Genomic DNA, 21,450 nt, shown 5'->3' with positions numbered 1-21,450 from the left:
AGGATGTCAACCATGGAACGTACAATCAGTTCCGACCTGCTTTTCCAGAACAGCACCGAAGTAAACAGCACCTCGTTCCCGCTGCGTGTCATCAGCAACCTGATGCTGTGGCAACGTCGCATCGCCAGCCGCCATCAATTGGCCCGTCTGGACGCCCGCCTGCTGGCCGACGCTGGTATCAGCGAAGCACAGCGTTGCGAAGAGCTGAGCAAGCCTTTCTGGCGTTAATGCTGCACCCCGCTGGCCGACGTTTGCCAGCAACCTGAATTCGAACGAAGCCCGCTGCAGGCAACTGCAGCGGGCTTTGTCGTTTCTGCCTGAAGCAACAACGCACTTGCGTAGCCGCTGCCGCCAGGCTGCGCTGGCCCTAAACCTTGCTGGAGATATTCAGCGCACATGAGGGACAGCGCAGCCTGGCGGCAGCGGCTACAGGTACAGTTTTTGTTTTTATATTATTGGCAAGTACAGTTTTTACTTGATGAAACATCCCGCCCCAACCCTCCACGCCTGGAACTAAATCAGCAACAATTGTCTGACATGCGCGTGAACCGCAACGTATCGCACCCGGTACAGCGCGCGTCTGATGTAAAATGCTGCCCTCAACCCCAGTCCGCTCAGGAGAATGACCATGATTCGCACCCGTCTGCTTGGCGCTTCGCTGTTGCTGGCCCTTTCCTGCGGCGCGCACGCCTCCAGCTTCATCGTCACCACCGATACCATCGTGGATGCCACCAAAGCCACCAGCGATGCCACCTCCGACGCCACCGCTTCGCTGCGCGACAAAAAGGTCGTGCTGGAAGCCCGTGACGATGCCGCCAGCTTCGTCGCCAGCCAAGGCGCCGTGCGTGGGGCGCGTCTGGAGTGCGCCTTTGCCTACATCCGCCAGCAGAACCCGACGCTTGCCGCCACCGATGCGCAACTGGCCCAGGCCATCGTCGCCATCTGATCGAGTCCCTGTCACCTGGTAGCTTGAACGACTTATGCGTTTTACGTTTTCCCGCAGTCTCATCGCAGCTTCGCTGATCGCCGGTGCCTGGTGTTCCCAGGCGCTGGCGTTCGACACCACCACCCAGACCCTCGTCGCCACCGGCTACATCACCAGCCAGGTGACCACGGCGCCGTTCGACCGCAAGCTGGTGCGTGCCGCCCAGGATGATGCGGCCGCCTACGTCGCCACCGACGGCCAGATTGAAGGTGCGCGGCTGGAATCAGCGCTGACCTACCTGCGCCAGCACCATGCCGGTATTCATGCCAGCGACCTTGAACTGGCGCAGGCAATTCTCGTCCAATAATTACTCCCTGTCCTTGGAGACACCCCCATGCGTACCCCGTTGATTGCCGCCACCCTGGGCCTGCTGTTGCTGGCCGATGTGGCTAGCGCGCATACCCTGCAGCAAACCAGCAACATGATCGTGCACGCGTCCAACCGCACCATCAACTTCACCTCCGACACCACCACTTCGATCCGCGATTCGAAGGTAGTTCGTGACGCCCAGGACGACGCCGCCAGCTACGTGGCCAGCAACGGCACCATCCGTGGCGCCCAGCTGGAAGCCGCACTGGTTGCCGTGCGCGCCCAGGTGCCGGAAGCCAAGGACGCCAGCGACCAGGAACTCGCCCAGGCCATCCTGGCCCTGTGAGGCACCTGAGCGCCTGGCTGCTGGCCTGCGCCCTGTTGCTCTGCGGCACCAGCGCACAGGCCGCCTTGCGTTTGCACCTGCAGACCGAGGGCCTGGCTGCACCGCAGCAGCAGGCCAGCCAGGCGCTGCTCGACGAGGCATTGCGTGACCTGCCGCCCAGCTTCGTGCAGCGGCTGGATCGCCAGATCGACGTCGACTGGTCATCGCACATGCCCGATAACGCCTACGGGCAAGCATCGGCGGTGTCCAGCCTGGACCTCAACGTCAAGCTGCTGGCCAGCCTGACCGACGGCACCGCAGCCACCACGCAGACCCATCGCCCCCATGGCACCGTGCGTGAAGAACTGCTGGCCACCGTACTGCATGAACTGACCCATATTTATGATCGTGCCCGCCTGTGGCCCGATGCTGATCGAAAACTGTTCAACCGCTGCAAGCGCTACAGCGCCAGCCTGGGTGAAGTCGGCCTGCCGGGCGAATGCCGCGGCCAGACTGATCGCCGCTTTACCCTGAGCGATGACCCACGCTTGCTGGACCTGGCCGGTTGGTCGCAATCGGTGGGCACCCGCGGTGAGCGCAATGACGCCAACCGCCAAGTCGTGCGAAGCCCCGACATTTACGAAGTGACCAACCCGCTGGAATTCGTGGCGGTGAACATGGAGTACTTCCTGCTGGACCCGGAGTACGGCTGCCGCCGCCCCGAGCTTTACGAATACCTGAAGAACCACTTTGGCTGGGCCCCCGCCAACGCCGCCCAGTGCCAGACCGCCTTGCCGTTCCTCAACGCCGGCAACGATTTCGGCCGCACGCCACTGGGCAGCATCGACCCCGAGCGCGTCTACGAAGTGGATTATCTGCTGGCCGAAGCCAACCAGAACTGGGTCAGCCGCTGGGGCCACAGCATGCTGCGCCTGGTGATCTGCGCCCCTGGCCGCCCGCGTGGGCCCGATTGCCGACTGGATCTGGACCGCAGCCTGGTGCTGTCGTACCGCGCCTTCGTCAACGATGTGCAGCTGTCGACCTGGAGCGGCCTGACGGGTGGCTACCCATCGCGGCTGTTCGTACTGCCGCTGGGCCAGGTGATCGACGAATACACCAAGACCGAACTGCGCAGCCTGGCCTCGGTGCCACTCAAGCTCACCCGCAACGAGATCGACTCGCTGGTGCGCCATGCTGCGGAGATGCACTGGAGCTACGACGGCAACTACTACTTCGTGTCCAACAACTGCGCGGTAGAAACCCTGAAACTGCTGCGCGCCGGCACCCACAATGCCAAGTTCGATGACCTGGACAGCATCGTGCCCAACGGCCTGTTGCAGGTGATGGAAGCGCGCGGCATCGCTGACACCAGCGTGCTGAAGGACCCCAAGGAGGCGCTGCGCCTGGGCTACCGGTTCGATTCGTACCGCGATCGCTACCAGGCCATGTTCGACATCCTCAAGCAGCAGCTGCCCATCCCCCAGGAAAAGGTCGAGGACTGGATGAGCCTTGAGCCCAAGCAGCGCGAGCCCTGGTTTGCCAAGGCCGACCTGCGCACCAGTGCCGCGCTGTTGCTGCTGGAGCAGGCCAGCCTGCGTCGGCAATTGCTGCTGGCCCAGGATGAAGTGAAGCAGCGCTACCTCAATGGCCGCGCCGCCAATGACACCAGCCTGGTCAACGCCAACAAGACCTTGCAGGCGATGCTGGCCAACAGCGGCTTCCTCAGCCGCCCGGCCGAGCTGCTGGACAGCGGCGGCTATGGCCTGCCGCAGAAGGCAGAGTTCAAGCGCCTGGAGTCCGAAAGTGCCGAGCGGCAGAAGCAGTTGCAGACGCTGAGCGTGGACTTGGACAAAGAGGTGAGGGCGCTGCTGGAGCCCAAGCGGGCGGCCGAGATTGCGGCTACCGAGGCCAATATCAAAGTTGTCGCCGACCACCTGCGCACCCTGCATAAAGCCGCTGGCGGCCTGATACTGCCCTGATCCTGTAGCCGCTGCCGCCCAGGCTGCGCTGGCCCCTGAGCACACTGGAGATTTTCAGCGTGGCTGAGGGCCAGCGCAGCCTGCGGCAGCGGCTACGGTGGAATTCCGGAGATCGGGTAGGAAATTTCCGAAAGGTTGCTGAAAGCTTCCATCGCTAGCATCACCATCACCACCGGCACAGACCGGCGCTATCAAAAACAACAATGGTGATCCTGATGTCCTGCATGCCCCGCCCATATTCCGTCCCGCTCCCCGTACTCCATCGCCCCGACGCCTTGCGCTGAACCCTTCCGTCGCGACTGCCTGGAGTACCCGCTATGCTGACCTTCCTCGGCTTTGCCATGGTCATCACGTTCATGTGCCTGATCATGACCAAGCGCCTGTCGGCGCTGATCGCCCTGATTATCATCCCTATCCTGTTCGCCGTGTTCGGCGGCTTTGGCCCGAAAATCGGCCCGATGATGCTCGAAGGCATCACCAAGCTTGCGCCCACCGGCGTGATGCTGATGTTCGCCATCCTTTATTTCGCCCTGATGATCGACTCGGGGCTGTTCGACCCGGCCGTGCGCAAGATCCTCAAGCTGGTCAAGGGCGACCCGCTGAAGGTATCGGTGGGCACCGCCGTGCTGGCCCTGGTGGTGTCGCTGGATGGTGACGGCGCCACCACTTACATGATCTGCGTGGCCGCCATGCTGCCGCTGTACAGCCGCCTGGGCATGAGCCCCCGGATCATGGCCGGGCTGATTATCCTGGCCGGCGGGGTGATGAACATGACGCCCTGGGGCGGGCCCACCGCCCGCGCCGCCAGCGCCCTGCACGTGGACCCGTCGGCGATCTTCGTGCCGATGATCCCGGCGATGCTGGCCGGCGTGCTGGCCATCCTGGCCATCGCCTATGGCTACGGCAAAAAGGAGCGCGCGCGCCTGGGCGAACTGCACCTGCCGGGTGATGAGCCCGACCACAGCGACATCAGCGTGTCGCAGTTCCCCGAGGCCCGCCGGCCGAAACTGCTGTGGTTCAACGGCGCCCTGACCCTGGCCCTGATGGCGGCGTTGATCGCCGGCCTGCTGCCGTTGCCGGTGCTGTTCATGATCGCCTTCAGCATCGCCATGATCGTCAACTACCCGTGCCTGCAAATGCAGAAGGAGCGCATCGCCGCCCACTCCGGCAGCGTGCTGGCCGTGGTGGGGCTGATCTTCGCAGCGGGGATCTTCACCGGCATCCTCAGCGGCACCGGCATGGTCGACGCCATGTCGAAAAGCCTGCTGACGGTGATCCCCGATGCCATGGGCCCTTACCTGGCGGTGATCACCGCGCTGGTGAGCATGCCGTTCACGTTCTTCATGTCGAACGATGCATTTTATTACGGGGTGTTACCGGTTTTGGCCGAAGCAGCCAGCCATTACGGTATCAGCGCAGTGGACATGGCCAGGGCGTCAATCGTCGGGCAACCCGTGCATTTGCTGAGCCCGCTGGTACCTTCTACCTACCTGTTGGTGGCCCTGGCAGGCATCGATTTCGGTGATCACCAGCGCTTCACCCTCAAGTGGGCAGTACTGGTGTGCCTGTGCATAATGCTCGCCGCTCTGTTGCTGGGCACATTCCCATTGTTCGGCAGCCTGATCGTCTAAGATTTACCTCACGAAGGCGCACCGCACTGTACGGTGCGCCTCACTAACGCTCGAAGGAAAAAACATGGAATGGCTGACCAACCCGGAGATCTGGGTTGCCTTTTTCACGCTCACTGCACTCGAGATCGTGCTGGGCATCGACAACATCATCATGATCTCGATCCTGGTCAGCCGCATGCCCAAGCACATGCAGCAGCGCACACGGATCTTCGGCCTGGCCTTGGCGATGATCACGCGGATCCTGTTGCTGCTGTCCATCACCTGGGTAATGCGCCTGACCTCGGACCTGTTCGTGGTATTCGGCCAGGGCATTTCCGGGCGTGACCTGATTCTGTTCTTCGGTGGCCTGTTCCTGCTGTGGAAAAGCTCCCAGGAGATGTACCACGGCCTGGAAGGCGAAGACGAGGAAGGCCAGGAGCCGAGCGGCAAGGGTGGCAACTTCCTGTACACCATCATCCAGATCGCCATCATCGACATCGTGTTCTCGCTGGACTCGGTGATTACCGCGGTGGGCATGGTGTCCCACGTACCGGTGATGGTTGCCGCGATCATCGTGGCCGTGCTGGTGATGATGCTGGCCTCGGGCACCATCAGCAATTTCATCGACAAGCATCCGTCCCTGAAGATGCTGGCGCTGTCGTTCCTGCTGGTAGTGGGCGTGGTGCTGATCGCCGAAGCCTTCGACGTGCATGTCCCCAAAGGCTACGTGTACTTCGCCATGGCGTTCTCGCTGGCCGTGGAAGCCATCAACATCAAGATGCGCACGGCGATGGCGAAAAAGCGCAAACAAAGCGATCCGGTGAAACTTCGCAAGGACGTTCCGGGTCAGTAACCCAGGGCGCAGCGAACCGGAAGGGGCCTTGATCGGCCCCTTTTTTCATTTCCAAACTCGCCATTTAACTCGTGGGAGCGGGCTCTGCCCGCGAAAAGAACACCGCGCAACGCCTGACTGACCGATGTGCCTTTTCGCGGGCAGAGCCCGCTCCCACAACAGAACAATGCAAATGTTACAGTTTTATTTCAACGGACTAATTCCTGTGCCATGCTGGCGCCCAGGCCCATGGCCGACTAAAGCTTAAGTAGCCACGGCATAAAAAGATTTTCTCCAAAAGCCGCGCTGCCGCACATCCATCCGCTCCCGCATTGGGGGCCGTCTACAGGGGGCCTTTCTCATGCTCACCCTGCTCAATCTGCTATCGGCAGTAGCACTGCTGATCTGGGGCACTCACATCGTGCGCACGGGCATCCTGCGCGTATACGGTTCCAACCTGCGACGCCTGCTCAGCCAGAACATGTCCAAGCGGCCGCTGGCCTTTATCGCCGGCATCCTGGTGACAGCCGTTGTGCAGAGCAGCAACGCCACGGCCATGCTCACCACCTCGTTCGTCGGCCAGGGGCTGATGACCCTCACGCCCGCGCTGGCGATCATGCTGGGCGCCGACGTGGGTACGGCGCTGATGTCACGGGTGCTGACCTTTGACCTGTCGTGGCTGTCGCCGCTGCTGATCTTCCTTGGGGTGATCTTCTTCCTCTCCCGCAAGCAGACTCGCGTGGGGCAGATGGGCCGCGTGGGCATAGGCCTGGGCCTGATTGTGCTGGCCCTGCAACTGATCGTCGAGGCGGCCACGCCCATTACCCATGCCCAGGGCGTGAAGGTGTTGTTTGCTTCGCTGACCGGCGACATCCTGCTCGATGCCCTGGTGGGCGCCTTGTTCGCGATGATCTCCTATTCCAGCCTGGCGGCCGTGCTGTTGACCGCAACGCTGGCCGAAGCCGGCGTGATCAGCCTGCCGGTGGCGATCGGCCTGGTGATCGGCGCCAACATCGGCAGCGGCCTGCTGGCATTCATTTCTACCAGCATGCAGAACACTGCCGGCCGCCAGGTGGCGCTGGGCAGCCTGCTGTACAAGCTGATCGGCCTGCTGCTGATCGTGCCGGTGCTGGAGCCGCTGGCGCGCTGGATGGACAGCCTGACCTACGACCCCACCAACCTGGTGATCGGTTTCCACCTGCTCTACAACACCGTGCGCTGCCTGCTGATGCTGGGCACCGTGGGCCCCATGTCGCGCCTCTGCGTATGGTTGCTGCCTGAGCGTGAGACCGGCGACAGCGCCGCCAAGCCCCGCCACCTGGACCTGACCGCGCTGGAAACCCCCAGCCTGGCCCTGGCCAACGCAGTACGCGAGACCCTGCGCATCGGCGACCTGGTGGACAGCATGCTCGGCGCGCTGCTGAACGTGCTGCGCGGCGCCCAGACCGCGGTGACCCAGGCCGTGCGCAGCCAGGGCGAGGACGTGGAGGTGCTGTACAGCGCCATCAAGCTGTACCTGGCGCAGATGCCCCGCGAGGACCTCAGCGAGCAGGACAGCCGGCGCTGGGCCGAGATCATCGAGCTGGCGATCAACCTCAAGCTGGCCAGCGACCTGGTCGAACGCATGCTGCGCAAGATCCAGCAGCAGAAGACCTCCCAACGCCGCGAGTTCTCCGAGACCGGACTGGAGGAGCTGGCCACCCTGCACAGCCAATTGATGTCCAACCTGCGCCTGGGCCTGTCGGTGTTCCTCAGCGGCGACCCGGAAAGCGCCCGCCAACTGTTGCGCGAAAAGCGTCGTTTCCGTGCCCAGGAGCGGCGCCTGGCCCATGCCCACGTGAGCCGGCTGCAGCGTAAAGTGGTACAAAGCATTGAAACCAGCTCGTTGCACCTGGAGCTGATCGCCGACATGAAACGGCTCAATTCGCTGTTCTGCGGCAGCGCCTACGTGGTGCTGGAAACCGTCGATACCGGAGCCCTGCAAGCCGACGCTGTTCCCGACGATGCGCATTCGCCTTGAACGTACGCGGGCGCCGGCAGTCTGTTCCACAGTCTGAGCCGGTTCCCGCAGGAAGCTACCCATGCGTTGTCTGCTGTTGCTTTGCCTTTTGTTCAGTTGCACCCAAAGCCAGGCGCTGGATCGTTACAAGGTCGAAGGCTACCTGCTGCCCAATGGCCTGCAGGTGCTGATGAAACCGGGTGACGAGCGCGGCCACGTGGCCATCCGCCTGGTGGTGGGCGTGGGTTTTGACGACTTCACCTGCCACGACCGGGAACTGCCACACCTGCTGGAACACCTGTTGTTCAGCGGTATCGACGGCAGCGGCGAGGGCGGCCTGGAAGAGCGCATGCAGGCGCTGGGCGGGGAGTGGAACGCCTTCACCAGCGACAGCGACACCACCTTCGTGATCGAGGCGCCCGCCGCCAACCAGCGCAAGGTGCTCGACCTGCTGCTGGAGGTCGTCACCAAGACCACCATCGACCAGAAGGCCCTGGATATCTCCAAGCGCATCGTCGAGCGCGAGGACGGCGGCCACTATTCGCACCTGCAACGCTGGCTGGACAAGCAGGGCGTAGGCCATGCCGCCAGCGACCAGTTGGCCATGGAACTGGGCCTCAAGTGCAGCGAACGCTCCCCAGTGCGCGACATGACCCTGGCCCAGGTCGAGGCCGTGCGCAAGAACTGGTACGCGCCCAACAACATGACGCTGATCGTGGTGGGCGGCCTGGACAAGGTGCTGCCTGCCTACCTGGAACGCACCTGGGCCAGCCTGGATGCGGTCAAACCCACTGACCACCCGGACATCCCCGTCAACCTGCACAGCGCCGCCTTCGACCGCACCCTGCCGCTGGGCTGGCTGGGCGATGGCGCCAAGCTGCACGCGTTCTTCCCCGAGCCCGCCCTGAGTGACGACACGCCCGATGCCACCCTGGACCTGGTGCAGGTGTACATGGAGTGGGCGCTGTACAAGGAACTGCGCCTGGACCACGAACTGTCCTACGGCCCGTGGAGCCAGCGCGAGGCCTTCGGCGACACCGGCCTGCTCAGCCTGAACGCCGACCTTGACCGCGCCGACGTGGACAAGGCCCGCGAATTGATGGCGCAGATGATCACGCGCTTGAAGAAAGATGGCCTGGACGGTGCCACCTTCGAACGCCTGCGCCAGGCAACCATCGCCCGCCAGGGCTGGAGCGTGCAGGGCAACAGCCAGTTGGCCGACTTCTACTGGAACGCCTTGCCTACCTACGCCAAGGGCCGCTTCGAGGACCCGTCCCGCGACCTGCGCAAGGTCACCCTGGCCCAGGCCGATGCAGCGATGCGGCAGATATTCGCCGGCCGTGGCTATGTACGTGTCGAACAGCCGCTGCTCAGCTACGACCAACTCTACACCCTGGGTGTTGTCCTACTGATTGTGTGCGGTTTAAGCCTTCTGGCCTGGGGCGCCTTACGGCACAAGCGGCACTAATTGCGCATTCAGGGAGGCAAGGGCGTATCCTTGGCGGCGTTTTTTCCAGCACCTGCCAAGAATTGCCGAAATGCCCACACTGATCCTGCGCATCATCGAACTTATCAAGCGCTACCCCGGGGTGATCGCCCTAGGCGGCTTCATCTCGGGCATCGGCAGCTTCATCCTGGTGGACCGCCAGGCCAAACTGGCCAGCTGGGTGGCTGTGCTGATGCTGGTCAGCTGGGTGTGGCTGATGGTCGAACAGAGCGCCACGCGCTGGTTCAGCCGGCGCTTTCAGCGCGAGATCCCGGAGCCGCTGCTGCGCTACGCGACGCAGATGATCCACCAGGAAAGCCTGTTCTTCGTGCTGCCGTTTTTCTACACCACCACCACGTGGAACAGCGGCCAGCTGGTATTCACCGGCCTGCTGACGGTGGCCGGCCTGGTGTCGATCACCGACCCGCTGTACTACAAGTTCGTTGCCCCGCGCCGGTGGCTGTTCCTGGCGCTGCACACCCTGACGCTGTTCGCGGCCATGCTGACGGCGCTGCCGATCATCCTGCACATCACCACGGCGCAGAGCTTCCAGTGGGCGCTGGGCACGGCCATGGTGCTGTCGTTCCCCAGCCTGGCCACCAGCTTCCCCATCAACCACTGGCGGCGAGCAGTGGCGCTTGTGGCCGTGACCCTGGCAGTGGGCGGCTGCGGCTGGCTGCTCCGCTCGTGGGTACCGCCGGCCACGCTGTGGATCACCCAGAAGTCGGTGACCCTGGACATGGACAGCATCACCCGCAACCCGGGTGACAGCATCAAGAACGTCTCGGCCAGTCAGATACGGGCCAATGGGTTGTACGCCTACACGGCCATCAATGCGCCGCGCGGGCTGGATGAGCGCATCTACCATGTGTGGCGGTTCAACGGTAAGGAAGTGGACCGTATCGCCCTGGACATCCACGGCGGGCGCGACGAGGGTTATCGAGCCTGGACGCACAAACAGAACCTGCCACCCAACCCGGTGGGCAAGTGGCAGGTGCAGATCCTGACCGAGGACGGGCAGATGATCGGCATGCTGCGTTTCAAGGTCACCGACGACAGCGCCCCCGCGCAGTAGCACGCCCCGCAGGCCGCGATGCATCCTGTAGCCGCTGCCGATAGGCTGCGCTGGCCGGTGTGAGCACTGGAGATTTTCAGTGAGGCACAGGGCCAGCGCAGCCTGCGGCAGCGGCTACAGCAGCGCTGCAACTGTGTTGGAACCGCGATGCAGGCGACACCGTAAGGCGTAGGAGCCGACCTTGGTCGCGATGCAGGCGACACCGTTTCAAGTCAGTTGCTGCTACGCTCGGTGCATGACTATTCTCGCCGCCTACGGCAATGCCTACCTCGATTTCAGCATGCAGCCCCCGCGCCTGCACATCGTTGGCGACTGGACGCTTTCCCATTATTCACGCCTGCGCCAGCTGACCCGGCAACTGGCCACTCAATACGACGCCAGCACCCCCATCGACCTCGACCAACTGGGCGCCATCGACACCGCCGGCGCCTCCCTGCTGGTGGAACTGCTGGGCGCCGAACGCCTGGGCCGTCTGGCTGACACGGCGGTGCACCTGCCGGGCTCAAAACGCGCCTTGTTGCAGACGGTGTACAGCTCCATGCAGGACTTCTGCGAGCCTGCGAAAGAGCCCGAACTCAACACCGGCATCCAACTGCTCAGCCGCATCGGCACAGCCGTAAACACCGTGTGGCAGGACACCCTGCAACTGCTGGGCTTTATCGGCCTGATCCTGGAAACCCTGTGCCGTGGCCTGCTGCGCCCCAAGCGCTGGCGTACCACTGCCGTGGTTGCGCACATCGAGCAGACCGGGCTGGACGCCGCGCCTATCGTGGCCCTGCTGACCTTTCTGGTGGGCGCCGTGGTGGCGTTTCTCGGCGCCACCATCCTGTCCAAATTCGGCGCCAGCATCTTCACCGTCAACCTGGTGGCCTTTTCCTTCCTGCGCGAGTTCGGCGTGCTGCTGACCGCCATCCTCATGGCCGGCCGCACCGCCAGCGCCTTTACCGCGCAGATCGGCTCGATGAAGGCCAACGAGGAAATCGACGCCATCCGCACCCTGGGCCTGGACCCGATGGAATTGCTGGTGGTGCCACGGGTGTTGGCGCTGCTGGTGTCGCTGCCGGCCCTGACCTTCCTGGCCATGCTGTGCGGCATCGTCGGTGGCGGGGTGGTGTGCGCTTATTCGCTGGGGATCTCACCGGCGATGTTCTTGTCCAAGCTACAGGCCGACATCAGCGTGCAGCATTTCCTGGTGGGCCTGGTGAAAGCGCCGCTGTTCGCGTTCGTCATCGCCGCCATTGGCTGCCTGGAAGGCTTCAAGGTCAGCGGCAGCGCCGAATCGGTAGGCGCGCACACCACCTCAAGCGTGGTGCAGTCGATCTTCGTGGTGATCGTGCTGGACGCCGTCGCCGCCCTGTTTTTCATGGAGATACGCTGGTGAACTGGACCGTCGCAGCCCCCAACGTACCGGTGATCAAGGTACGCGGCCTGAGCAACCGCTTCGGTCGCCAGGTGGTGCATGACCAGCTGGACCTGGACCTTAACCGCGGCGAGATTCTGGCCGTGGTCGGCGGCTCGGGCAGCGGCAAGTCGGTATTGCTGCGCAGCATCGTCGGCCTGCGTCGGCCCGACGCTGGCACCATCCAGGTGCTGGGGCAGGACCTGGCCGGGCTCGACGAGCAGGCCCGCTCGCAGATCGAACGGCGCTTTGGCGTGCTGTTCCAGAAAGGCGCGCTGTTCTCGTCACTGACGGTTACCGAAAACGTCGCCCTGCCGTTGATCGAGCATGCCGGCCTGAGCCGCGCCGATGCCGAGCACCTGGCCTGCGTGAAGCTGGCCCTGGCAGGGTTGCCGCTGTCTGCCGCCAATAAATACCCGGCTTCGCTGTCGGGCGGCATGATCAAGCGCGCCGCCCTGGCGCGGGCCTTGGCGCTGGACCCGGACATCCTGTTTCTGGACGAGCCCACGGCCGGCCTGGACCCCATCGGCGCCGCCGCCTTCGACCAGCTGATCCTGACCCTGCGCGATGCCCTGGGCCTGAGCGTGTTCCTGGTCACCCACGACCTGGACACCCTCTACACCATCACCGACCGGGTGGCGGTGCTGTCGCAGAAGCATGTGCTGGTGGCGGCGCCCATCGCCAAGGTGGCCGCCACCCCGGATGCCTGGATTCACGAATACTTCCATGGCCCGCGTGGCCGGGCAGCGCGGCGGGCTGCTGCCGTGCAGAACGAGGTCTGATATGGAAACCCGAGCCCATCACGTATTGATCGGCCTGTGCACCGTACTGGTGGTGGTCGGGGCACTGCTGTTCGGGCTGTGGCTGGCCAAGTCCAGTGTCGACAGCGCCTTCAACGATTACGAAGTGGTGTTCAACGAGGCCGTGACCGGCCTGTCGCGAGGCAGCTCGGTGCAGTACAGCGGCATCAAGGTGGGCGACGTGACCGAACTGCGCCTGGACCCCCAGGACCCACGCCGGGTACTGGCGCGCATCCGCCTGGCGGCCGAAACGCCAGTCAAGCAGGACACCCTGGCCAAGCTGGCGCTGAACGGCATCACCGGCACCTCGATCATCCAGCTCAGCGGCGGTACCCCGCAAAGCCCGGAACTCAAGGGCGAGAAGGGCGCCCTGCCGGTCATCGTCGCATCGCCGTCGCCCATCGCCCGGCTGCTGACCAACAGCAATGACCTGATGGCCAGCGTCAATCAGCTGCTGTCCAACGCCAACCGCCTGATTTCCAGCGACAACGTCGACCGTTTCACCGCCACGCTGGAGCATGTGGAACAAGTGACCGGCGTTGTGGCCGCCCAGCGCGATGAAATTCGCCAGATGATCAGCCAGGCGTCCGGCACCGTGAACCAGGCCGGCCAGTTAATGCACAACGCCAACGGTCTGCTCAACCAGCAAGGCCGGCAGACCATGGGCAGCGCCCAGCAGGCCATGCAGTCGCTGCAACAGAGCGCCGCCACTCTGGACGCCTTGCTGGCCAACAATCGTGATGCGGTGAACAGCGGCCTGCAGGGCCTCAACCAATTGGCCCCGGCCATCCGCGAGCTGCGCGACACGCTGACGGCCTTGAAAGCCATTGCCCAGCGTCTGCAGGCCAACCCCGGCGGTTACCTGCTGGGCCGCGACCAGAACAAGGAGTTTGAACCATGAGTGCCGTGCTCCGCAGTGTGGCCCTGGGCCTGGTCATCAGCCTGCTGCCCGCCTGTTCGATCCTGCCCAAGTCCGAGCCCGCCGACGTCTACCGCCTGCCCGCCACTGCCACCCCCCCCCACAGCGGCCCCAGCCTGCCCTGGACGCTGCGCATCGGCAAACCCCAGGCCAGCGACGCCCTGAACAATCCGCGCATCGCTGTAGTGCCTCAGGGCGACCTGATCAGCAGCTACAAAGGCGCGCGCTGGAGCGACCCGGCGCCGGTGCTGCTGCGTAATCGCCTGCTCGATGGCTTTATCAGCGACGGCCGTGTGCGCGGGGTCAGCAACGATGACAGCACCGTACAGGGGACGTTTGAATTGGGCGGGGAACTGCAGGCCTTCCAGAGCGAATACTCAGCCGGCAGCGTGACCGTGCGTGTGCGCCTGGATGCTCGGCTGGTGGACGGCCGCAGCCAGCGCATCCTTGCCAGCCGGCGCTTCGAGGTCAGCCAGCCGCTGACCTCTGCGGCCGTGCCGAGCGTGGTAGCGGGCTTCGGCCAGGCCAGCGACCGGCTGACCGCGCAGGTAGTCGAGTGGACGTTGGCCGAAGTAGACTTGGGAGTTAGATAGGTAAACACACACTAACTCGGCTGACTACGCAGTTTGAGAATGACGCTACCCACTGCGAGGATAACGCTGTTGTCCGGAAGAACGTTGATCTTTCCAGCATGAACAACGCGCCCAAGTTCATCACTAATGGAAACTACACCGTTGTTGCCGAATGAAGCATCAGGTTTACCGCTTGCCAGAAACCTCAATACCCTGATCGTTTTTTCCGCTTGATCAGCATGAAAAACGGTAAATCGGTAGTCATCTGTGGTGCCGCTGGAAGTAGCGCCGTTCCACTCTTTAGAGTTAACGGAAAGGTAACCCGCTTCGCCGAAACTTCCATCGTTTTTTCCATTGACATCAAATGACCGCACGCCCATCGCACTTTCTGATAGTAAGCCCCAAGCCTTGATTGACTCATCGGTGTCTACGGTCAGGCCGTTGGGGATTAGCAGTTGTTGCGTAGTGATAATGGCCAAGCCCTGATCATCTGCTTCTCCGTCACCGAAGGTATAGTCCCGTTGCCCGTCCGAAAGCACGCGCAGAACATGATGAATCCGCGACCCGACCGCTGAGGGGCGCGTCCCGAACAACAACAAATTATTCACTCCAGCAGTCGTACGCTGAGTTGCTACCGCGCTAACATAGTTCCCTTTCGGCCAAGGACTTATCAAAGAAAGAAACTTTGGTCGCCCCCCGTTGAACGAGGAATCCAGCTCACCGGTTTCATCCAAGCAAATAATTACAGGTACCTCCGGCAGACCCAACTCTATATCTTCAGGCCAGTTCACATTGAATACGATGAAAAAACGGTCTCCGTCCACGGTTCCCAAAGCTTTGGAAACAACCATGTTGTTCTCTTCATCACCACCCAAACCCATAGCAAGATTATGGGGGCCATGGCTATCTTCAGAAGTATCTGGAGGCAGAGTGGAAACTTTGATCCGAAGTTCACCTGCATTACCGAACTCAACGTCGGCGGTGCCATCCAAGAGATAGCGGAACACGAGAATACTATCCGATGAGTGCCCGAGCACAACGAACGTATCATCAACAATATGAAGTGACGTAAACTGCTCCGCCATCGTTGACTCCAGTATCACCTCACCCTGATGACCGAATTGAGGATCAAGATTTCCGCTCTCCGTAAGTTTTAGAACGCTGTAGTTCAAGTAGTTCTTGTCTTGCCGGGTAAACACAAGAAAGCTTCCGTCCGATAGCCGGCAAAAATCAAGAAAACTATAACTAATCAGATCAAAGTTTAGGATGGTCTTTCCATCGGTGCCAAACGACGGATCAAGCGTCCAATCGGCTCGAGCTGCGAACTCATTCATGTCTATTGCTCCTGTAAGGGCTGGACTGCCCAACCCCATTAGGATCCACTTCACTGGATTTGAAACCTGTTAGATCTGACAGGTGGCCTTAGGCCATTGGTTTTATCCAGTAACGCAACACTCAGGCCGCCGTGGCCCCGAAGAACCAATAGCACACGGCAATCGCCGCCACCACGCCGGAAAACTCGGCCAGCAGCGCACAGCCCACCGCATGGCGGGCGCGCTGAATACCGACCGCGCCGAAGTACACGGCAAGCACGTAGAAGGTGGTTTCAGTGCTGCCCTGAATGGTCGCGGCCACCAAGGCTGGGAAGCTGTCCACGCCTTTGCTCTGCATGGTTTCGATCAGCATGGCCCGTGCGGCACTGCCGGAGAACGGCTTGACCATGGCGGTGGGCAGGGCGTCGACAAAGCGGGTGTCCATGCCCAGCCATTGCACCAGGTGGCGAATGCCGTCCAGGCCGAATTCCAGGGCGCCCGAGGCGCGCAACACGCCGATGGCGCACAGCATCGCCACCAGGTACGGCAGCAGGTTCTTGGCCACGTCGAAGCCTTCCTTGGCGCCTTCCACGAAGGTTTCATAGACCTTGACCTTGCGCAGCGCGCCAATGATCAGGAACAGCATGATCAGCCCGAACAGCGTCAGGTTGCCCAGGATCGACGACAGGCTGGCCAACGCCGCCGCCGACATGCCCGCCAGCATGGCCATGAACGCGCCCAGCAGCAGCGCGCCGGGGACCAGGTAAGCCAGCACCACCGGGTCCCACAGGCGCAGGCGCTGCATCACCGCCACCGACAGCAGGCCCACCAGGGTGGAAACACTGGTGGCCAGCAGGATCGGCAGGAACACCAGGGTCGGGTCCATGGCGCCTTGCTGGGCCCGGTACATGAAGATGGTCACCGGCAGCAGGGTCAGGGAAGAGGCGTTTAGCACCAGGAACAGGATCTGCGCGTTGCTGGCCGTGGTGGTGCTGGGGTTGAGCTCCTGCAGCGAACGCATGGCCTTAAGGCCGATGGGCGTGGCGGCGTTGTCCAGACCCAGGGCGTTGGCGGCGAAGTTGAGGGTGATCAGGCCCAGGGCCGGGTGGCCGCGCGGCACTTCAGGCATCAGGCGGGCGAACAGCGGGCCCAGCACCTTGGCCAGCCAGTCGACGATGCCGGCCTTCTCGGCGATGCGCAAAAAGCCCAGCCACAGGGTCAGGGTGCCGAACAGCAGCACCATCACCTCCACCGACAGCTTGGCCATGGCGAAGATGCTTTCCACCATTGCCGCGAAGATGCCGGCGTTGCCGCCAACCAGCCATTGGGCCAGGGCGGAAATGGCCGCCACCACGAAAAAGCCGAGCCAGAGGCCGTTGAGCATCAGTCATACCCCGAAGAAGATGCGGCGAATGATAGCGGCCTGGGTCCGGAAACGACAAACCCCGACACACAGGTCGGGGTTTGGGGGTGTTTCTGGATATTTACTGTGGGGCTGATGGCCTCATCGCGGCCAAGGCCGGCTCCTACGCTGTCCGTGGTAGGAGCCGACTTTAGTCGCGATGCAGACACCGCGACCACACTTACTCGGCGACTGCCTTGCCGGCAGCAGCCTGCTTACGGCTCAAGTGCGGCAGCGAGTTCCAGTAGCGCTCGCCCTTGGCGTCGTCGTACATGCCTTCCCAGCGGGCGATAACCAGTACGGCCAGGGCGTTGCCGATCACGTTCAGTGCGGTACGCGCCATGTCCATGATGCGGTCGACACCGGCGATGAAGGCCAGGCCTTCCAGCGGGATGCCCACGCTGCCCAGGGTGGCCAGCAGTACCACGAAGGACACGCCCGGCACGCCGGCGATACCCTTGGAGGTGACCATCAGGGTCAGCACCAGCATCACCTGCTGGCTGATCGACAGGTCGATGCCGTACAGCTGGGCGATGAAGATGGCGGCGATGCTCTGGTACAGGGTCGAACCGTCGAGGTTGAACGAGTAGCCGGTCGGCACCACGAAGCTGCTGATGGCTTTCGGCGCGCCGTAGGCTTCCATCTTCTCGATCACGCGCGGCAGCACGGTTTCCGAGCTGGCGGTGGAGTAGGCCAGTACCAGTTCATCCTTGAAGATGCGGAACAGCTTGAACACCGAGAAGCCGAACAGCTTGGCCACCAGGCCCAGCACGCCGATGGCGAAGAACAGGATGGCGACGTAAACCAGGATCACCAGCTTGGCCAGCGGCAGCAGCGAGGCGAAGCCGAAGTTGGCCACGGTGACCGCGATCAGGGCGAACACGCCGATAGGGGCGTAGTTCATGATCATGTGGGTGACCTTGAACATGGTCTCCGACACGCCCTGGAACACCTTCACCAGCGGCTCGCGGGTTTCAGGCGCCAGGCTCGACAGGCCCAGGCCGAAGAACACCGAGAAGAAGATGATCGGCAGCATGTCGCCACGGGCGATGGCCGCGAAGATGTTCGACGGGATCAGGTTGAGAATGGTCGCGATGAAGGCGTGATCATGCTGCACTTCCGAGGTGGTCTTCTCGTACTGCGAGATGTCCACGGTGCCCAGGGTGCTCATGTCGATGCCGGTTCCAGGGTGGAACACGTTGGCCAGCAGCAGGCCCACGACGATGGCGATGGTGGTCACCACTTCGAAGTACAGGATGGTTTTCAGGCCGATGCGGCCCAGCTTCTTCGCGTCGCCCACGCCGGCGATACCAACGACCAGTGACGAAATCACGATCGGGATAACGATCATCTTGATCAGGCGAATGAAGATGTCACCAGCCGGTTGCAGGACGTTACTGATCCACCAGGCCTTTTCGGCACTGAAATGGTTGAGCAATGCGCCCAATGCAATGCCCAGTACCAGACCGATGAGGATCTGCCAGGCGAGGCTGAGTTTTGCCTTCTTCATATTATTACCCTTGCTTCAAGTGAATCCGGGACATCTGCGTTTGATCCGTCAGAACCCGCAGGCTTGAGCCTTTGGAAGCTCTTTTGCCAGGTCTGCGGATGCCCCCGTAGAAGGTTTTCGCCGCACACCCATAAGGGCGCTTGCCAGCGAAAAAAGGCGCAACTATTCCGATGCAGGCCCGCGACGTCTAATGCCGTAAACGCCTACCCTATGCCGAATCGGCATGATATTTTTTGTGTCTAACGGACGTCACAACGGGTTGCTCTACACCCGTTCGGATTCTCGACGGTGGCCCGAACGGCACCGTTTAACCCGTTGCGCCCCTTGAATCGGGGGCATGGCCCGGCATTGTTCGACAATCCGAACGCGGTTTCCGAACGTTGAGGTAGAAGCGAGAGGGAAAAAAATCACGATAAATGGTCGGCCGGGCTGCGACAAAAAGTCCAAGGGCGTGGCGTCCTACAACCGACCAAACGCAAAAAAACCGCCGAAGATCGCCTGGCGGTTTTCTCAAGTTTCAAGCTCTCCGCAAGTCCGGCCATTGCTGGCACACGGACTTGCGTCGCAGCTTTCTCCTGACCTGGCCCTACATCGGAGGCACTCCCTGTACCCCTAGGTCACTCCGATCCTGTAGCAATCAGAACGTCCCGGCCCCTTGGTCATGCGTCGGCCCTCCTCGGGCGGGCGCAGTTAGTAGAAGCTAAATCCTTGAAAAGGTTCAGCTTCTTGATAAACCACTGGTCAGTACCAGTTAGGGTCTTTTTTCAGTTGCTCCATCAGCAGGGCCTGCATGCCCTGGTCCGGCTTGCCCAGCCACCGGTAATCCGCGTGGCGGGTGGGTGACTTGTCCGAAGGCAGGCCCTCGGGCACATCCACCAACATGGCGTAGGCATGCTGCTTGTCCCAGCTGAATGCCACGATCAGGCGATGGTTCTTGCAGACCTGCTGGCTTTCGCACAGCGGGCCCACAAGGTACTTGTCTCCATCTTCTTCTACAGCCGACATCTGCTGCTCGGAGACGCCAGTGAGGTTGAGTACCCAATCGGGCACGCGTTCCTCTTTCTTGACGACACCTTGCCATGTCTCGCGATACTGGGGGTCGCTGCTCAAAAGGCCATTGACCTGCACCTGGCCGTCATTGGCCGCCATCGCCATGCCACCGCAGCCCATCAGCAGGGCCACGGCGACAGCCTTGAAGGTCATGCATCGCATTGGTGTCTAGCCTCGCCCACGACGGCCAAAGATGAAGGAAGCCACGAACAACACCAGGAAGACGATGAAGAGGATCTTGGCGATCCCGGTCGCGGCGCCAGCGATACCACCGAAGCCCAGGACTGCAGCAATGATGGCAATGATCAGGAATGTGATTGCCCAGCTCAACATGGTGACTCTCCTTACCGTTTTTTGATTAGGGTGCTGCCTACTGCGATGCTCGCGGGGGCGAGACTGTCATCTAGAACACCCAGCTCTGGCTACGCACTGTCTGATCGCTGCTCTCGGCCCGCCGCAGCATGGCCTGGTCTTGCGATAACGGTGCGCGGTTGGAGCTGACGGCATTGAAATGTGGGTAGCTGATAGCGGTTTGCACGGGCGCCTGATGGGCTTCGTGCCAATGCTGATAGAGCTGACCGGCAAGCAGTGTGATCATCAGCGCCAGGGTTACCGACAGGCCCTGCTGGATCTGTTTGGACGAGATCGACAAGTGGGGTGAACATTGGCTTCTCATCCGGTAACTCCTCTTGGTGGTCTGATGATCATCACTGCCTGATAGTGATATTGCAGACACCGTGCCAGCTTTTTGAGAAGAGAAAACCCTTTAGAATCAGTGTGTTACGAGGTAGCTGTAACATCCCTTGGCGAGCAACCTGCACGATGGCCGCCGGTTGCTCGGGCGTTTTGCACGATGGTTCAGCTGGTGGACTTGCCCGCCACTTTCAGCAGGTCGGCGTCCACCCCGCGCACGCCCCGAATGTTGCGGGCGATCTCGACGGCCTCGGTCTTCTCCTGGGTGCTGGCGACCACGCCGGTGAGCGTCACCATGCCCTCCCGGGTGTCCACCTTGATATTGATGCCGTCCAGGTTGCGGCTATATAGAAGGCTGGCTTTGACCTTGCTGGTTATCCAGCCATCGCTGATGGACGCCTCGGTGGTCTTGGCGTCGGCTTCGGCCTTGGTGGTGTTGGTGTCGGCCGCCCCCAGGCTGATCAGGTTGTTCACCTGGGTGACGCCTTCGGTATTGGTCGCCAGGTCACCGGCCAATTGCTTGGCGTCGGCGGTTTGCGCGTGGCCCTTGAGCGTCACCACGCCGCCCTGGGTGTCCACGTCGGTGTCCAGCGCCTGGGTGGCACTGTTCCACAGCAGCTTGGACTTGATGGTGGCGGTCAGGGTGGCGTCGTCGAAGCGCTGGGCAATACGTTTTTGTACGGGAGGCTGGTTGGCCAGGGCCGGATCGATGGTCAGCTGGTTGTCGACCTTCTCGATGCCGGAAGTCTGCAGGGCAATCTGCTCCGCCAGGTCACGGTCCACTTCGTCTTCCACGCCGCCTTTGAGTGTGGCGACGCCCTGGCTGACGCTGACGCTGATCTTGAACGGGCTCAGGTGCCGGTTGAGGGCAAAGGAGGTCCAGATTGAGCCTTCCTGGCGAGCCGCCTGCAATTGGCTGCTGATTTGACTGGTTTCACCGGTGGCCGCCTGGCCGAGTGCAGGGATCAGGGCCACGCTTAGCGAGCAAGCGAGGGCGAGGCGTTTGAGGGCAAACATGACAAGTCTCCTTAAATACAGACAATCAGGTTGGACCCGCAACAGCCATGCCAGTGCCGTTTTTTCTATTTTCTCAATGGAACCAGTGGCTTAATGCCGCCATCACAGATAGTTACCATGCACGTCGCCTAATCAATCAGAATTGACCATGCAACTTGCCCGATTATTCTGACAC

The 21,450-nt window shown here is 62.0% G+C and carries 21 protein-coding genes; 14 read left to right on the top strand and 7 right to left on the bottom strand.

Annotated features, from left to right (window positions below; all coding sequences use genetic code 11):
- Positions 1-12 precede the first annotated feature (12 nt).
- The 14 genes from ACZ9GA_RS29135 to ACZ9GA_RS29070 all read left to right on the top strand — a co-directional run bounded on the left by ACZ9GA_RS29135 (position 13) and on the right by ACZ9GA_RS29070 (position 14,311).
- Positions 13-228, top strand: coding sequence for a DUF1127 domain-containing protein (locus ACZ9GA_RS29135; protein WP_455921009.1), 216 nt, complete (start codon positions 13-15; stop codon positions 226-228).
- Positions 229-628: 400 nt separating this feature from the next.
- Positions 629-946, top strand: a complete 318-nt coding sequence (locus ACZ9GA_RS29130; RefSeq protein ID WP_027981046.1) for a DUF2388 domain-containing protein — start codon at positions 629-631, stop codon at positions 944-946.
- Positions 947-980: 34 nt separating this feature from the next.
- On the top strand, positions 981-1,292 hold the full coding sequence (locus ACZ9GA_RS29125) for a DUF2388 domain-containing protein (RefSeq protein ID WP_027981045.1): 312 nt from the start codon (positions 981-983) through the stop codon (positions 1,290-1,292).
- A 27-nt stretch (positions 1,293-1,319) separates the two neighbouring features.
- Positions 1,320-1,640: a DUF2388 domain-containing protein gene (locus tag ACZ9GA_RS29120; protein ID WP_027981044.1), complete on the top strand. Its 321-nt coding sequence runs from the start codon at positions 1,320-1,322 to the stop codon at positions 1,638-1,640.
- Entirely contained in the window at positions 1,637-3,598 is a 1,962-nt protein-coding gene (locus tag ACZ9GA_RS29115) for a DUF7844 domain-containing protein (RefSeq protein WP_457358862.1), read from the top strand. The genes ACZ9GA_RS29120 and ACZ9GA_RS29115 overlap by 4 nt, the downstream gene beginning before the upstream one ends.
- Before the next feature lie 317 nt (positions 3,599-3,915).
- On the top strand, positions 3,916-5,229 hold the full coding sequence (locus ACZ9GA_RS29110; protein WP_457358864.1) for a CitMHS family transporter: 1,314 nt from the start codon (positions 3,916-3,918) through the stop codon (positions 5,227-5,229).
- A 64-nt stretch (positions 5,230-5,293) separates the two neighbouring features.
- A complete protein-coding gene (locus ACZ9GA_RS29105) occupies positions 5,294-6,061 on the top strand; it encodes a TerC family protein (protein WP_457358866.1) in 768 nt (255 codons plus the stop codon).
- A 340-nt stretch (positions 6,062-6,401) separates the two neighbouring features.
- Positions 6,402-8,060, top strand: coding sequence for a Na/Pi cotransporter family protein (locus ACZ9GA_RS29100; protein WP_457358868.1), 1,659 nt, complete (start codon positions 6,402-6,404; stop codon positions 8,058-8,060).
- Between the two features lie 61 nt (positions 8,061-8,121).
- A complete protein-coding gene (locus tag ACZ9GA_RS29095; RefSeq protein ID WP_457358870.1) occupies positions 8,122-9,507 on the top strand; it encodes a M16 family metallopeptidase in 1,386 nt (461 codons plus the stop codon).
- A 70-nt stretch (positions 9,508-9,577) separates the two neighbouring features.
- A complete protein-coding gene (locus ACZ9GA_RS29090; RefSeq protein ID WP_457358872.1) occupies positions 9,578-10,600 on the top strand; it encodes a DUF5924 family protein in 1,023 nt (340 codons plus the stop codon).
- Between the two features lie 235 nt (positions 10,601-10,835).
- The gene (locus ACZ9GA_RS29085) at positions 10,836-11,981 is read left to right on the top strand and encodes an ABC transporter permease (protein ID WP_457358874.1); all 1,146 of its coding nucleotides are present in this window, start codon (positions 10,836-10,838) and stop codon (positions 11,979-11,981) included.
- A complete protein-coding gene (locus ACZ9GA_RS29080) occupies positions 11,978-12,781 on the top strand; it encodes an ABC transporter ATP-binding protein (protein WP_457358876.1) in 804 nt (267 codons plus the stop codon). Before ACZ9GA_RS29085 ends, ACZ9GA_RS29080 begins: the two co-directional genes overlap by 4 nt.
- 1 nt (position 12,782) lies before the next feature.
- Positions 12,783-13,700, top strand: coding sequence for an MlaD family protein (locus ACZ9GA_RS29075; RefSeq protein ID WP_457358878.1), 918 nt, complete (start codon positions 12,783-12,785; stop codon positions 13,698-13,700).
- The gene (locus tag ACZ9GA_RS29070; RefSeq protein ID WP_457358880.1) at positions 13,697-14,311 is read left to right on the top strand and encodes an ABC-type transport auxiliary lipoprotein family protein; all 615 of its coding nucleotides are present in this window, start codon (positions 13,697-13,699) and stop codon (positions 14,309-14,311) included. Before ACZ9GA_RS29075 ends, ACZ9GA_RS29070 begins: the two co-directional genes overlap by 4 nt.
- Before the next feature lie 11 nt (positions 14,312-14,322).
- Here the strand turns inward: ACZ9GA_RS29070 and ACZ9GA_RS29065 are convergent, their stop codons facing one another.
- The 7 genes from ACZ9GA_RS29065 to ACZ9GA_RS29035 all read right to left on the bottom strand — a co-directional run bounded on the left by ACZ9GA_RS29065 (position 14,323) and on the right by ACZ9GA_RS29035 (position 21,275).
- Positions 14,323-15,624 carry a hypothetical protein gene (locus ACZ9GA_RS29065; RefSeq protein ID WP_457358881.1) on the bottom strand — a complete coding sequence of 434 codons (1,302 nt, stop codon included), beginning with the start codon at positions 15,622-15,624 and terminating at the stop codon, positions 14,323-14,325.
- A 121-nt stretch (positions 15,625-15,745) separates the two neighbouring features.
- Entirely contained in the window at positions 15,746-16,987 is a 1,242-nt protein-coding gene (locus ACZ9GA_RS29060) for a nucleoside recognition domain-containing protein (RefSeq protein ID WP_457358883.1), read from the bottom strand.
- Positions 16,988-17,186: 199 nt separating this feature from the next.
- Positions 17,187-18,515, bottom strand: a complete 1,329-nt coding sequence (gltP, locus tag ACZ9GA_RS29055) for a glutamate/aspartate:proton symporter GltP (RefSeq protein WP_457358885.1) — start codon at positions 18,513-18,515, stop codon at positions 17,187-17,189.
- A gap of 741 nt (positions 18,516-19,256) precedes the next feature.
- On the bottom strand, positions 19,257-19,727 hold the full coding sequence (locus ACZ9GA_RS29050; protein ID WP_457358887.1) for an inhibitor of vertebrate lysozyme family protein: 471 nt from the start codon (positions 19,725-19,727) through the stop codon (positions 19,257-19,259).
- A 6-nt stretch (positions 19,728-19,733) separates the two neighbouring features.
- Positions 19,734-19,898, bottom strand: a complete 165-nt coding sequence (locus tag ACZ9GA_RS29045; protein ID WP_457358889.1) for a DUF1328 domain-containing protein — start codon at positions 19,896-19,898, stop codon at positions 19,734-19,736.
- Positions 19,899-19,968: 70 nt separating this feature from the next.
- Positions 19,969-20,241, bottom strand: coding sequence for a hypothetical protein (locus ACZ9GA_RS29040; protein ID WP_457358891.1), 273 nt, complete (start codon positions 20,239-20,241; stop codon positions 19,969-19,971).
- Positions 20,242-20,423: 182 nt separating this feature from the next.
- Complete coding sequence (locus ACZ9GA_RS29035; protein WP_457358892.1) at positions 20,424-21,275, bottom strand: BON domain-containing protein; 852 nt, start codon at positions 21,273-21,275, stop codon at positions 20,424-20,426.
- Positions 21,276-21,450: the final 175 nt, after the last annotated feature.

The sequence above is a fragment of the Pseudomonas sp. TE3644 genome (assembly GCF_056278815.1).
This window is presented reverse-complemented; position numbering and strand designations above follow the sequence as displayed.

What these genes read in the sequence shown, in the direction of transcription:
- ACZ9GA_RS29135 (WP_455921009.1), top strand. Translation starts at nt 13, where the DNA reads ATGGAACGTACAATCAGTTCCGACCTGCTTTTCCAGAACAGCACCGAA.
- ACZ9GA_RS29130 (WP_027981046.1), top strand. Translation starts at nt 629, where the DNA reads ATGATTCGCACCCGTCTGCTTGGCGCTTCGCTGTTGCTGGCCCTTTCC.
- ACZ9GA_RS29125 (WP_027981045.1), top strand. Translation starts at nt 981, where the DNA reads ATGCGTTTTACGTTTTCCCGCAGTCTCATCGCAGCTTCGCTGATCGCC.
- ACZ9GA_RS29120 (WP_027981044.1), top strand. Translation starts at nt 1,320, where the DNA reads ATGCGTACCCCGTTGATTGCCGCCACCCTGGGCCTGCTGTTGCTGGCC.
- ACZ9GA_RS29110 (WP_457358864.1), top strand. Translation starts at nt 3,916, where the DNA reads ATGCTGACCTTCCTCGGCTTTGCCATGGTCATCACGTTCATGTGCCTG.
- ACZ9GA_RS29105 (WP_457358866.1), top strand. Translation starts at nt 5,294, where the DNA reads ATGGAATGGCTGACCAACCCGGAGATCTGGGTTGCCTTTTTCACGCTC.
- ACZ9GA_RS29100 (WP_457358868.1), top strand. Translation starts at nt 6,402, where the DNA reads ATGCTCACCCTGCTCAATCTGCTATCGGCAGTAGCACTGCTGATCTGG.
- ACZ9GA_RS29095 (WP_457358870.1), top strand. Translation starts at nt 8,122, where the DNA reads ATGCGTTGTCTGCTGTTGCTTTGCCTTTTGTTCAGTTGCACCCAAAGC.
- ACZ9GA_RS29090 (WP_457358872.1), top strand. Translation starts at nt 9,578, where the DNA reads ATGCCCACACTGATCCTGCGCATCATCGAACTTATCAAGCGCTACCCC.
- ACZ9GA_RS29085 (WP_457358874.1), top strand. Translation starts at nt 10,836, where the DNA reads ATGACTATTCTCGCCGCCTACGGCAATGCCTACCTCGATTTCAGCATG.
- ACZ9GA_RS29075 (WP_457358878.1), top strand. Translation starts at nt 12,783, where the DNA reads ATGGAAACCCGAGCCCATCACGTATTGATCGGCCTGTGCACCGTACTG.
- ACZ9GA_RS29070 (WP_457358880.1), top strand. Translation starts at nt 13,697, where the DNA reads ATGAGTGCCGTGCTCCGCAGTGTGGCCCTGGGCCTGGTCATCAGCCTG.
- ACZ9GA_RS29065 (WP_457358881.1), bottom strand. Translation starts at nt 15,624, where the DNA reads ATGAATGAGTTCGCAGCTCGAGCCGATTGGACGCTTGATCCGTCGTTT.
- ACZ9GA_RS29060 (WP_457358883.1), bottom strand. Translation starts at nt 16,987, where the DNA reads ATGCTCAACGGCCTCTGGCTCGGCTTTTTCGTGGTGGCGGCCATTTCC.
- gltP (WP_457358885.1), bottom strand. Translation starts at nt 18,515, where the DNA reads ATGAAGAAGGCAAAACTCAGCCTCGCCTGGCAGATCCTCATCGGTCTG.
- ACZ9GA_RS29050 (WP_457358887.1), bottom strand. Translation starts at nt 19,727, where the DNA reads ATGCGATGCATGACCTTCAAGGCTGTCGCCGTGGCCCTGCTGATGGGC.
- ACZ9GA_RS29045 (WP_457358889.1), bottom strand. Translation starts at nt 19,898, where the DNA reads ATGTTGAGCTGGGCAATCACATTCCTGATCATTGCCATCATTGCTGCA.
- ACZ9GA_RS29040 (WP_457358891.1), bottom strand. Translation starts at nt 20,241, where the DNA reads ATGAGAAGCCAATGTTCACCCCACTTGTCGATCTCGTCCAAACAGATC.
- ACZ9GA_RS29035 (WP_457358892.1), bottom strand. Translation starts at nt 21,275, where the DNA reads ATGTTTGCCCTCAAACGCCTCGCCCTCGCTTGCTCGCTAAGCGTGGCC.